This is a genomic window from Streptomyces sp. NPDC002958, assembly GCF_055563255.1.
The window spans coordinates 157,389-169,610 of record NZ_JBVHDS010000004.1; the positions used below are offsets into that span (position 1 = coordinate 157,389).

General features: G+C 69.4%; 9 protein-coding genes and 1 pseudogene. 5 read left to right on the forward strand and 5 right to left on the reverse strand.

Translation table 11 applies throughout. The annotated features are described in order from the left end of the window. Window positions 1-317 (reverse strand): chaplin (locus ACZ3IC_RS09545; protein WP_467414311.1); only part of this gene is annotated, 317 nt, incomplete at its 3' end. An 812-nt stretch (window positions 318-1,129) separates the two neighbouring features. On the opposite strand from ACZ3IC_RS09545, the gene ACZ3IC_RS09550 reads away from it, so the two are divergent. Together ACZ3IC_RS09550 and ACZ3IC_RS09555 are read left to right on the forward strand one after the other, a co-directional pair. Next, window positions 1,130-1,363, forward strand: coding sequence for a chaplin (locus ACZ3IC_RS09550; protein ID WP_467414313.1), 234 nt, complete (start codon window positions 1,130-1,132; stop codon window positions 1,361-1,363). 325 nt (window positions 1,364-1,688) lie between these two features. After that, window positions 1,689-1,886 carry a hypothetical protein gene (locus ACZ3IC_RS09555; protein ID WP_467414316.1) on the forward strand — a complete coding sequence of 66 codons (198 nt, stop codon included), beginning with the start codon at window positions 1,689-1,691 and terminating at the stop codon, window positions 1,884-1,886. Window positions 1,887-2,113: 227 nt separating this feature from the next. On the opposite strand, the gene ACZ3IC_RS09560 is transcribed toward ACZ3IC_RS09555, so the two are convergent. After that, a complete protein-coding gene (locus tag ACZ3IC_RS09560) occupies window positions 2,114-2,518 on the reverse strand; it encodes a DUF5949 family protein (protein WP_467414730.1) in 405 nt (134 codons plus the stop codon). Window positions 2,519-2,553: 35 nt separating this feature from the next. On the opposite strand from ACZ3IC_RS09560, the gene rsgA reads away from it, so the two are divergent. Both rsgA and ACZ3IC_RS09570 read left to right on the forward strand, forming a co-directional pair. Then, window positions 2,554-3,729 carry a ribosome small subunit-dependent GTPase A gene (gene rsgA / locus ACZ3IC_RS09565; protein WP_467414318.1) on the forward strand — a complete coding sequence of 392 codons (1,176 nt, stop codon included), beginning with the start codon at window positions 2,554-2,556 and terminating at the stop codon, window positions 3,727-3,729. 69 nt (window positions 3,730-3,798) lie between these two features. Next, window positions 3,799-5,148, forward strand: a complete 1,350-nt coding sequence (locus tag ACZ3IC_RS09570) for a DNA-3-methyladenine glycosylase 2 family protein (RefSeq protein ID WP_467414320.1) — start codon at window positions 3,799-3,801, stop codon at window positions 5,146-5,148. Window positions 5,149-5,495: 347 nt separating this feature from the next. Here ACZ3IC_RS09570 and ACZ3IC_RS09575 read toward each other — a convergent pair whose 3' ends face one another. Both ACZ3IC_RS09575 and ACZ3IC_RS09580 read right to left on the reverse strand, forming a co-directional pair. Then, window positions 5,496-5,978, reverse strand: coding sequence for a DUF456 domain-containing protein (locus tag ACZ3IC_RS09575; RefSeq protein ID WP_467414322.1), 483 nt, complete (start codon window positions 5,976-5,978; stop codon window positions 5,496-5,498). A gap of 128 nt (window positions 5,979-6,106) precedes the next feature. Further along, window positions 6,107-7,096: a helix-turn-helix domain-containing protein gene (locus tag ACZ3IC_RS09580; RefSeq protein ID WP_467414325.1), complete on the reverse strand. Its 990-nt coding sequence runs from the start codon at window positions 7,094-7,096 to the stop codon at window positions 6,107-6,109. A 210-nt stretch (window positions 7,097-7,306) separates the two neighbouring features. Here ACZ3IC_RS09580 and ACZ3IC_RS09585 point away from each other — a divergent pair, with 210 nt between their 5' ends. Continuing rightward, a complete protein-coding gene (locus tag ACZ3IC_RS09585; protein ID WP_467414327.1) occupies window positions 7,307-11,086 on the forward strand; it encodes a S8 family peptidase in 3,780 nt (1,259 codons plus the stop codon). Between the two features lie 212 nt (window positions 11,087-11,298). On the opposite strand, the pseudogene ACZ3IC_RS09590 reads toward ACZ3IC_RS09585, so the two are convergent. Next, a pseudogene (locus ACZ3IC_RS09590) lies at window positions 11,299-12,207 on the reverse strand (hypothetical protein); the annotation flags it as partial. Between the last annotated feature and the right edge of the window lie 15 nt (window positions 12,208-12,222).

Below are 12,222 nucleotides of genomic sequence, written 5' to 3' on the forward strand. Positions count from 1 at the left end.
GACAGCACACCGGGAGAGGAGGTCGCGGCGCCCTCGGCGCTCGCCCCCTGACCGCCGTTGCCGCTGCCCTGGCCCTCCTCGTTCCCGCACTCGTTGCCGAACGTGGGGTTCAGCAGACCGATCACATTGACGGTGTTGCCGCATACGTTGACCGGAATGTGCACCGGTACCTGCACGGCGTTGCCCGAGCCGACGCCTGGCGAACCGGTGGCAGCGCCATCGGCGGAGGCGTCCGCGAACGCGTACCCGCCGGCCGCGGTCAGGATTCCTGACGCAGCCGCCATCACCAGCACGCTCTTACTCAAGGCTTTTCGCATTGACTGCCCTTTCTTAGGACACTTCACGCGAGCGCAACGCTCGCGGCTCATTCATCCGGCCGTGCAGCTTCTGCCGGGGACGGCGCCCCGGAGGTCTTCACGCGTGAATCGGCAAGTGGCGGTTTCGGTGGAGCGGAGACACCACGACGAAGTGCTCTTCATGTGATGAGTCCAAGCTCTGCCGGGCGAACCCCCAAGCCACACGCTTGGTGACACCCATAACGAGGAGGAGTTGTCCAGGAAACTTGAAATTCATGGAAATCTTGCGACCACTCGAACGGATTACGTATGTGCGTTCACACTGATGCCATTTTCCGCATCGAGTTCCGCATCGAGTTCCGCAACTGGATACGCGGAGTGGGTTGTTGACGCTTGAATGAATTGCTGGGAGGTGAAAACTTCTGCGGCCCCCCATCCATGCCCGTTCGCACTGTTGTCCGTGTGCACTCGGCATTCGGGTGAATGGAGAGAACGAAACGCTCGGTCACGAGTTGGGCACAGGGCTCCGGCGCGGGGCATCCGAGCCGCAATGGCAGGCCCGGGTCGCCGGCATCCCTCCTCCGAGCGGCCCCGGTCTGTTGCCGCCTTTCCAGGTACTGACACATCGGATTTTTCGATGATCTCGCCGATGGCATCGAGTGATCGATACTGCGCCATTCGGGCGGTTTCCCGAGAATCTTCTTCCTGAAGAGTTTCGTTTGCTGTTTTAAGTCGTTACGAATGGCAGCGGCGGAGTTACGAGCGATCAGGACCGCGCTCGTGCGGCACGAAAGACGTGGCCGCTCCGGACTCCGTCAATGAAAGGGACAAAAGTGAAGTACACCAAGGTTGCCGCCATCGCCGCCGGAACCCTGATGGCGATGGGTGCCGCCGCGCCCGCCTTCGCCGACACCACTGCCGACGGCGGCGCTTCCTACTCCCCGGGTGTCGTGTCCGGCAATACCATCCAGGCTCCGATCCACATTCCGATCAACGCCTGTGGCAACACCGTGAGCGTGGTCGGCGTGCTCAACCCCACCGTCGGCAACCCCTGCACCAACTACTGAGCTCTGGTCGGCCGCACCGAACGCTCATGACCGGAAGGCCCCGGAACGCATCCGATGCGTTCCGGGGCCTTCCCCTTTTCCGGTAATCGATCGAGTGGTTGCCGAGGGGAAGCGGCCCCGTCCGGTCGTTCTGTCGCACCGCATCGTTACCCAAGGCGAAAGCGGTAGAAGTCACAGTTGAAGAAGGCCGGCCTTCGGCGGCCCGGATGTGCCGGCCCCACGTCGTACGTCAGGGGCGCCGTCGACCCCACGAAGGAGCGGGCGGACTGGGCCGGTTGCCGTAGTGACGGCAGGTGTCACCCGTCGCACCGGGTAGGGGTCGCTCATGGACCAGTACGACAGTCAAAGCCCCTACCAGCCGCGGCACGCACAGGACGTCACGCCCATCTACGACCGGCTGCTCGCCGAATGGCAGGCAGCCCGAGGCGGCCCGGAACCGGCACTGTCCGCGCAACCCGAGCGTCCCTGCGCGGGAAGACGCGTTCCCGCCGCCCGGATCTCCGACGAGGCCGTCGACGGGTGAGGGCCGGGCATCGAACTTACGCCAGACCGAAACCATTTGAGTGGTAATGCGGAAGCGATCGACGCTTCCGTAGCGGATTGACCAGTACGTTCCGCAACGCGACGCTCCGACCGCCCGCACTCTGGTGTACGGCGCCGCCGAGCAGTGACCGGGGCACAGCCCCAGGGCTCCACGCATGAGGATGCCCACCGCTCACGGGGGCGGTGGGCATCGGCGTAGGGGGCGGTTCAACCCAGGCTGCGTACCGGAAGGACGCAGTGCGCGGAGGTCATGGTGACCTGTCCGTCGACTGTGAAGGACCGCAGCAGCTCCTCGCTGACCGGCCAACCCGGCGTGCCCCGGAACCACGGGCGGGTGGCGAACATCCCGTGCACCTCGCCCCGTTCCTCGGTTGTGGCTGGGCCCGCCGGAGCCCGTGGATCAAATGTGTTGACGCCACCTGATGACCGCGGGCTATCGTGTGCAGCGTTCCGGACGGCGGACAAGAACCGCCGGTGTCGGCCCCGTGCTTGAACCAGGAGGTGAGGACATTGATGACTGTCGCCGCGGTGGGCGTTGCCCACAACCAGAAGAGCATCGTTCCCACCCCCGTGGTCGCCGGCTGACCTTTTCGCAACTCTTCGCGCCTGCATGCGCGTTGCCGGGGCCACCCCTTGAAGGGTTTCCCTTGTCTTTCTCGTCTTTTCCGTCCTCCGCTTCTTCTCTTCAGGGCTCGTCCGCGTCGCACTCGCTGTCTCCGTACGGCTGGGACGACGCCTGGGCCGCCGAATTCGCTCCGTACGCCGACCAGGACCTGCTGCCCGGACGGGTGGTGCGGGTGGACCGCGGGCAGTGCGATGTCGTCACCCCGCACGGCACACTCAGGGCCGACACCGCCTTCGTCGTCCCGCGTGATCCGATGCGGATCGTCTGCACGGGCGACTGGGTCGCCGTCGACCCCGACGGCGACCCGCAGTTCGTACGGACGCTGCTGCCGCGGCGTACGGCATTCGTCCGCTCGACGTCGTCGAAGCGCTCCGAGGGGCAGGTGCTGGCCACCAACGTCGACCACATCGCCATCTGTGTCTCGCTCGCCGTGGAGCTCGATCTGGGGCGGGTGGAGCGCTTCCTCGCGCTCGCCATGTCCAGCGCCGCCGGTGACGCGCTGCTGCGGGAAGGAGCGTTGGCCGCGGACGGTGCCGCCCAGCCGATCGTGGTGCTGACCAAGGCCGATCTGGTGCCGGACACCACCACGCTGTCGTACCTCGTCCAGGACATCGAGGCCATCGCGCCCGGTGTACAGGTGCTGCCCGTCAGCTCCGCCACCGGGGAGGGGCTCGACGTGTTCGCCGCCATTGTCTCGGGCGGTACCAGTGTGCTGCTCGGGGCGTCCGGCGCGGGCAAGTCGACCCTCGCCAACACCCTGCTCGGCCACGACGCGATGGAGGTGCAGGCCGCCCGTGATGTCGACGGCAAGGGCCGGCACACCACCACCACTCGCAATCTGCTGGTGCTGCCCTCCGGGGGCGTACTGATCGACACCCCCGGACTCCGCGGGGTCGGCCTCTGGGACGCCGAGACGGGCGTCGGCCAGGTCTTCTCCGAGATCGAGGAGCTGGCCGAGCGGTGCCGCTTCCACGACTGTGCCCATGAGTCGGAGCCGGGCTGCGCGGTACTCGCCTCGATCGAGGACGGTTCGCTGCCCGAGCGGCGTCTCGGCAGCTTCCGTAAACTGCTCCGCGAGAACCAGCGCATCGTCGCCAAGACCGATGCGCGGGTGCGGTCCGAAAGGCTGCGTGAATGGAAGCGCAAGGGGGCCGAGGGCCGGGCGGCCATGGACGCGAAGCGGGGCCGGGTGCGGTAGGCCGCAGCCCTGGTCGGCGTCCGAAATCCGCCGGTGCGGCACCGGGAGGTGCGCACACTGGAGGTTGTGATGGACGAACAGACCAGGTACGAGGCGGTGAGCAGCCGCGACGCCCGTTTCGACGGGGAGTTCTTCTTCGCTGTCGAGACGACCGGCATCTACTGCCGGCCGAGCTGCCCCGCCGTCACCCCCAAGCGGAAGAATGTCCGCTTCTTCCCGACCGCGGCCGCCGCCCAGGGCAACGGCTTCCGGGCGTGCCGACGCTGTCGCCCGGACGCCGTGCCCGGCTCGGCCGACTGGAACGTCCGGGCCGATGTCGTCGGCCGAGCCATGCGGATGATCGGCGACGGTGTGGTCGACCGGGAGGGCGTGCCCGGGCTCGCCCACCGGCTCGGCTACAGCTCGCGCCAGGTGCAGCGGCAGCTCAACGCGGAGCTGGGCGCCGGACCCGTCGCGCTCGCCCGCGCCCAGCGGGCCCACACCGCGCGGGTACTGCTCCAGACGACCGGGCTGCCCGTGACCGAGATCGCCTTCGCGTCCGGATTCGCCAGCGTGCGCCAGTTCAACGAAACGATCCGGCAGATCTACGCCCGTACACCGAGCGCACTGCGCGCCGAGGCCGGGACGGGGCTGGGAGCGGCCGTAGGGGAGGCGCGCACCACCGGGATCCCGCTGCGGCTCGCCCACCGGGGGCCGTACGCGGTCCGCGAGGTCTTCGATCTCCTGGCCGGCGAGACGGTCGCCCGGATCGAGGAGGTCGGCGGGGAGCCCGGCGCCCGTACCTACCGGCGCACCCTGCGGCTGCCGTACGGCACGGGCATCGTGGCCGTCGACGAGCGGTCCGCCGGGTCCTGGCTGGACGCCCGGATCCACCTCACTGACCTGCGTGACCTGACGACGGCCGTGCAGCGGCTGCGGCGGCTCTTCGATCTGGACGCCGATCCGTACGCCGTCGACGAGCGGCTCGGCGCCGACCCGCGACTCGCACCGAGCGTCGCCGCTCGCCCCGGGCTGCGCTCGCCAGGTGCCGCGGACCCGGAGGAGTTCGCCGTACGGACGCTGGTGGGCGGGGCAGGGGCGGAACGGCTCGTCGAGACGTACGGGAAGGTCCTCGACGTCCCCAGCGGCGGGCTCACGCATGTGTTTCCCGAGCCGGGGGTGCTGGCCGGTGCGGTGGGCGACCCGGCGCTGCGGGCACTGGCGACCGCGCTCGCCGACGGGGACGTACGGCTCGACGCCGGGGCGGACCGCGACGAGGCCGAGCAGGCACTGCTGAGACTGCCGGGGATCGGTCCGGCAGCCGCGGCGCTCATCAGGATGCGCGCGTTCGGCGACCCCGATGTGGATCCGGACGGGAGGCCCGAGGCGGAGCGGTGGCGGCCCTGGCGTTCGTACGCCGTACGGCACCTGAGCCTCTAGGAATCCAGGCCTCTTCGTCGAGGCCGCAGCTGTGGGTCTTCTTCGGGTCCGTTCCGGTCGCGGATCTCGACGGGGCCCTCGATGCCGTGGCGTACGACACCGGGTGCGCCCGCCCTCGCCGGTCATTCGCACCCAGCGGGCCCCGCCCCTCTTCGCGTACCGCACCGAGCAGGAACGCGCCCTGCGTACGGAAAACATGGACGGCGGGCGCCGCCCACCACGAGTGCGCCGCCGATCGCGGTGCCGGTGGCGAGAACACTTCTTCGAGAGGGGGACGAGGCTTCGTTCCGGGGTAAGCGGGAAGGACCCGGTGCTGTGCGGGAAGGGCCCGATGCTGTGGGGGAAGGTCAGCCCCAGATCACCGCGACCAGCCAGGCCCCCGTCACCAGCAGACACGCGAAGAGCTCGACGAGCACGGAATAGCCGGTCGCCCGCATCACCGAGCGGACCGATGCCCACCCCGCCCCGCGGCTGCCGAGCCGCAGCCGCTCCGCCCCGTAGATCGTCCCCACGTAGCCGGCGATCGCACCCACCACCGGCACCACGAAAAAGCCCACGATCGCGCCGATCCCGCCCAGCATCAGGGTCTTGCGCGGTGCCCCCGACTCGCGAGGGCGGCGCGGCGGCAGCAACGGCTTCAGCGCCTGGTTCAGCAGGAGCAGTGCGGTGGCACCTATGAGTACGCCCCAGGCGGCCGGAGTCATGTCGGTCAACGCCCACCACAGCACGGCGGCCCAGACAATCGCCTGCCCCGGCACCCCTGGCACCAGCACGCCGACCAGGCCGAGAAGCATGACCAGGCCGACAGCGACGAGCTGCCACACGCCCATCTCACCAGCCTGCCGGAGTCCGGCCGGTCCCGCCCGTCAGTGCGACTCGGGGCGGGGACCGCCGATACGGCTCAAAGCCGTATAGGCGCGGCGGGAACACCGGGTCGGGGTATCCGGCTGGGCCTCGTTCAGGCCCGTGGTGTCCGGGACACCCAGCCCCGCTCGTACGCATGCCAGCCCAGCTGCAGCCGGGTCGACACCCCGCTCAGCTCCATCAGACCCTTCACCCGCCGCTGTACAGTCCGCAGCCCCAGCTCCAGCTGTTTCGCCACGCTTGCGTCCGTGAGCCCGGCCAGCAGCAGCGAAAGGATCTCCAGATCGGTCGGATCGGGGCCCATGGAGTCCTCGTGCGCCCAGCCGTTCTCGCCGAGCCGCAGGGGCATGGCGTCGCGCCACACCGCCTCGAAGAGCCCCATGAGCGACTCCAGCAGCCCGGAGGCGTGGACGACCAGCGCCGCGGGCTCGGCGCCCCGGGCGGTCAGGGGGACCATCGCCAGCGAGGCATCGGCGACGACCAGCTTGGTGGGCACCCGGTCGACGACCCGGCACTGCTCGTCCCGGCTCAGGGCCGCCGACAGCTCAAGGATTCCGGACGGCAGGGCGAGCACCTCCCGCTCGATCACGACCCGGTAGGACACTCCGCGGGTCGCCGCCTGCTCCTCGGACTCGTTCTCCGTTCCGGTTACTGCGATCGGCTTCCCGGTGACCAGGGCGCACACTTCGCTCGTCGCCCCCAGCTGCAACTGGTGGAAGCGGTGCGCCACCGCGCTCGCGCCCGTGACCACCTCGACCAGATCGTGCACGGCGGGCTCGGCCGCATCGGCCCGGTACTCCTCGGCGAGCAGCGCCGCCGTCAGCTCCGCCTGCTCCAGCTCATGGCGCTGCTGGGTGAGCAACGCACCCAGGGCCACCCCCGGTGGCGCCGCCACCCAACGGCCCGTACGGGCCGACGACTGGGCGGCCAGACCATGCTGCTCCAGCCGCCGCAACGCCCGTTCGGTGTCCGACTCGGGCAGTCCCAGCCGGTGCGCGAGATCGGAGAACTCCGCAGCTCCCACCGCCACCAGCGCACGGTACGCCTCCTCCTGTATCTCATCGAGACCTATGGCTCCCAGCACCCCTGGACTCCTCCCGGACACGTCATTTCCGCATCGTTGCGCACTCTTCGGCCGACGGGCCGTGGCGGAAAGCGGCCACGGCGTAAACCCGCCGTGTACATCATCCCTGTGTCGCCTTTACTTCTGCCAATGTGGCGTCACCGCAGTACCAACAACTTCCGGAAACACAGCCTTTGTGTGGCCTTCTTCCGGAATTATCTGGAGAGTACGATGCATCCCATATCGCGTACGGCGCTGGGAGCGGCGACAGCCGCTGTCCTGGCCGCCACCGTGGTAGCGCCATCCGTGGCCGTGCCACAGGACGCACCCGCCGCAACGAGGCCGCTCACCGGCAGTGCGGCAGCCGTCGCTGCCGCTGCCGCGAAGGACGGCAAGCCGGTCACCGTCACGCTGGTCACCGGGGACAAGGTTGTGGTGAGCACGGACAGTTCGGGGGCCGCTTCGGCCACCGCGCTGCCGCGCGAGGACGGCACCGTGCCGCTCATCCAGACCCGTCAGTCGGGCAAGGACCTTTACGTCTACCCCGAGACCGCCACTGACGCCCTTGCCGCGGACACGGTCGACGAGGAACTTTTCAACGTCACTGGGCTCATTCGTCAGGGTTACGACGACGCGAGCACCAAGTCGCTGCCGCTGATCGCCGTCTACGGCAAGGACGTGGCCCGCTCCGTGTCCGTCACCCCGCGTGGAGCCGAGCGCGGACTCGCGCTCGACGCCATCGACGGCGTCGTGCTCAAGGCCGACAAGGCGAAGGCTGCCGACTTCTGGTCGGACGTCACCAACACCCGTTCCCGCTCGGCCTCCGGTCTGAAGAAGCTGTGGCTCGACCGTAAGGTTCAGGCCACTCTCGACCAGTCGACCAAGCAGGTCGGTGCCGACCTCGCCTGGGCCGCCGGATACGACGGCAAGGGCACCAAGGTCGCCGTGCTCGACACCGGTGTCGATGCCGAACACCCCGACCTCAAGGGCCGGGTCTCCGCCTCGAAGAACTTCACCGGCTCCCCCACCACTGACGACCGGCAGGGCCACGGCACCCACACCATCTCCACCGTGGGCGGCTCCGGTGCGGCCAGCGACGGAAAGAAGAAGGGCGTCGCCCCCGGCACCGACCTGCTCGCCGGCAAGGTTCTCGACGACTCGGGCTCCGGTGCAGAGTCCTGGGTCATCGCCGGTATGCAGTGGGCCGTCGACCAGAAGGCCGATGTCGTCTCCATGAGCCTCGGCGGCGCGACGCCGGGCGACTGCACCGACCCGATGAGCCTCGCCGCCGAGGAACTCTCCCAGAGCAAGGACACCTTGTTCGTCATCGCGGCCGGCAACTTGGGCCCGGCATCGAACACCGTCTCCTCGCCGGGCTGCGCTCCGAGCGCGCTGACCGTCGGCGCCGTCGACCGCGAGGATGCCACGGCCCAGTTCTCCAGCCGCGGACCCGTGACCGGTTCGCACACCCTCAAGCCCGAGATCACCGCCCCCGGCGTCGACATCTCGGCCGCGGCGGCCGGTGGCCGCGGGGTGTACGCCTACCAGACGATGTCCGGCACGTCGATGGCCACCCCGCATGTCGCGGGTGCCGCAGCCATCGTGAAGCAGCGTCACCCGGACTGGACCGCCCAGCAGATCAAGGCGGCTCTCGTGTCCTCCGCGAAGAGCGACATCCCCGGTGATGTGCGCGAGACCGGTGGTGGCCGCCTTGATGTGAAGGCCGCCATCGACACCACCGTCGTCGGCGCCCCCGCCGTCCAGGGCGGTGCGTTCAACTGGCCGCAGGACAAGTCCGACCGCACGACGGTCGACGTCCCGTACACCAACTCCGGCACCAAGCCGGTGAAGCTGTCGCTGAAGGTCCAGGGCGTCACCGGCAACGACGGCTCGGCGGTCCGCTCCTCCGTCGCCAAGCTCGACGCGAGCACGGTAACCGTCCCGGCCGGAGCCACCGTCAAGGTTCCGCTGCAGATCGACCCGACCGCGCAGCTGAAGGCCGCCCAGTACGGCGATGTCACCGGGCGTGTCCTGGCCACCGGGCCCGACGGCGTCAAGGTCTCCACCCCGTTCTCGCTGTACGTCGGCGCCGAGACGGTCACCCTGCGGGTCAAGCTGATCGACCGTTCGGGCAAGCCCGCCGAGGGCGGCTCCTCGGTGGACGTCGTGGGCACTGACACGGACAGCGGTGATCGCCGCTTCAACAACGGTGCCGCCGACCAGGTCTACCAGGTGCGTCCCGGCGCGTACTTCGTCTCCAGCTTCATCACGACGATGGACCCGAAGGACGCCACGAGGCGGATGATCGAGTCCATCGGCTACCTCGCGCGGCCGCAGTTGAACGTCACCGAGGACACCACCCTGGTCCTGGACGCCCGCAAGGCCCACCGGATCCAGGTGAAGACGGAGGACCGGGCGTCCGAGAACCGCTCCACGACGCTCTCCTTCGGCCGCAGCTGGGACGATGTCTGGGTGCACTCCGGCTCCGTCGTTGGCAGCGATGTCGTCAAGAACTACTTCGCCGATGTGCAGGGCAAGGTCAGCGACGGCGACTACGAGTTCGCCAGCTTGTGGCGCGCGTACGCCCCCCGGGTCGAGAAGCTGTCGATCGTCGGCGGCGCCGAACTGCACCCGACAGTGGTCGGCAGCGGCTCCGCGAACCTCGACGGAACGGGCGAAGCCGCACTCGTCGACGCGGGCACCGGCACCCCCGACGAGCTGAAGGCCGCCGACGTCTCGGGCAAGATCGCCCTGGTCAAGGTCGCCGACAGCGGCTTCATCAGCACCCAGGTGGTGAACGCCAAGGCCGCGGGCGCAAAGGCGATCATCACATACCGGCCGTCCGCCGGCCCCTGGAAGCCTTCCGTCACCTACGGCACGACGCCGCCTCTGCCCGCGCTCGGCGTCGAGGCGAGCGAGGCCGACGCCCTCAAGGCCGCCCTGGCCACCGGCCCGGTCAAGCTGAGCTGGAAGGCCACCGCCGTCAGCCCGTTCGTCTACAACCTCGTCTTCCCCGAGACCGGCCCCGTCACCTCGGACCGGACCTACAAGGTCAGGGACAGCAAGCTCGCCAAGTCCAACGCCACGTACGAGGCGATGGGCGTCGCAGCCAACTACCCCGACCTGCTGCTCGGCCAGCGGCCGTACGGCGCGCGCTACACCGGCATGTTCGAAACGGTCCCCGCGCCCAGCAAGCGCACCGAGTACTACTCGGCGGGCGACACCGTCTGGGCGCATTACCTCTCCTCCAGCTTCCCCTGGGGCGAGTCCATGGTCGATCAGACCCGTACGTACACGGCCGGCGCCGAGCGCACGGAGAACTGGTACCGGGGCATCCCGGTCCCGGGCGCCCCGCGTGACGCCGCGGGCAAGGTCCAGCTCGCCGCCGAGCGGCAGGACAACCTGATCGGCGTCGCCCCGGGCTTCTGGAGCGACACCGAGCACGCCGGGTTCCAGGGCGGCTTCGGTGACCTCGGCAAGCTGCGGCTGACCAGCGGCGGCAAGGTGCTGGGCCAGAAAGTCGACCCGTACGGGGTGTTCACCGTCCCGGCCGAGGACGCCGCGTACGAACTCACCCTGGAAACCCGCAAGATCAGCGAGCCCGCCAAGGTGTGGAAGCGGTCCACCGCCATCGCGACCACCTGGAAGTTCCGCTCCGAGCGGGACGAGAACGTGTACTCGCAGGGGATTCCGCTGCTCTTCCCGGGCTACGACCTGGACAGCGACGGGCTCAAGACCCTTGCGGCGAAGGACGGTCAGACGATCGGCCTGAGCGTCACCGGCCACGCGGGCTACACGCCCGGCAAGCTGGTCGCCGCCAAGGTCTCCTACTCGTACGACGGCGGCGAGACCTGGACCCAGGCCACCACCGCGGAGGAGGGCGGCCACTGGACCGCGACCGTGAACCACGCGGGCGCGGCCGGCAAGCCGGTCACCCTGAAGACCGAACTGACGGACGCCAACGGCAACTCCGTCATCCAGACCGTGACCGACGCGTACGCCGTGCGCTGATCACGCCCTGACCGGTCCGCCGGGCGTCCTTCCCGTGGGGGGTGGGGCCGCCCGGCGGACCTTTTTCATGGCCACCGCGCTGCCCGCCACCGCCCCCAGGAACTGGACGGTCTCGTCGCCGACACCGTGCACGACTGCGCCCGGTCCGGCAGCACGTACACCCTGCGAGCCGCCTCCGTGCGCGGGGACTCCGTGCGGTTCCGGGGCGAGCCCCGCCGCTGTACGGTCCGCAGTCCCAGCTCCAGCTGTTTCGCCACGCTCGCGTCCGTGAGCCCGGCCAGCAGCAGCGACAGAATGTCCAGGTCCGTCGCATCGGGCCCGGTGGACTCCTCCTCCAGCCGGCCGTTCCCGCCGAGCCTGAGCGGCATGGCATCGCGCTACACCGCCTCGAAGAGCCCCATCAGCGCCTCAAGCAGCCCCGAGGCGTGAACCACCAGCGCCGCGGGCTCGGCGCCTCGTCCGGTCAGCGGCACCATCGCCAGGGCCGTGTCGGCGACGACCAGCTTGGTGGGCACCCGGTCGACGACCCGGCACGGCTGGTCACGGCTCAGCGCGGCCGACAGCTCCGTGATCCCGGACGGCAGCGCGAGCACCTCGCGCTCGATCACCACCCGGTAAGACACCCCGCGCGTGACGGCCTGCTCCTCGGAGTCGTTCTCCGTTCCGGTTACTGCGATCGGCTTCCCGGTGACCAGGGCGCACACTTCGTTCGTCGCCCCCAGGTGCAACTGGTGGAAGCGGTGCGCCACCGCGCTCGCGCCCGTGACCACCTCGACCAGATCGTGCACGGCCGCTGCGGTGGCCTCCGCCCGGTACTCCTCGGCGAGCAGCGCCGCCGTCAGCTCCGCCCGCTCCAGCTCATGGCGCTGCTGGGGCAGCGCCCCCAGTGCCACCCCCGGTGGCGCCGCCACCCAACGGCCGGCACGGAACGGCGTATCTCGTCGAGGCCTATGGCTCTCAACATCCCGGACTCCTCCTGGACGCACTGATTCCGCATGATGTCGCTGTCTTCGGGCGCCCGGTCGTGGCGGAAAGCGGCCGCGGCGTAAACCCGCCATGTACATCATCCCTATATCTGCTGCTGCTCTGACAATGTGGCGCCACCGCAGTACCAACAACATCCGGAATGCAGCGGT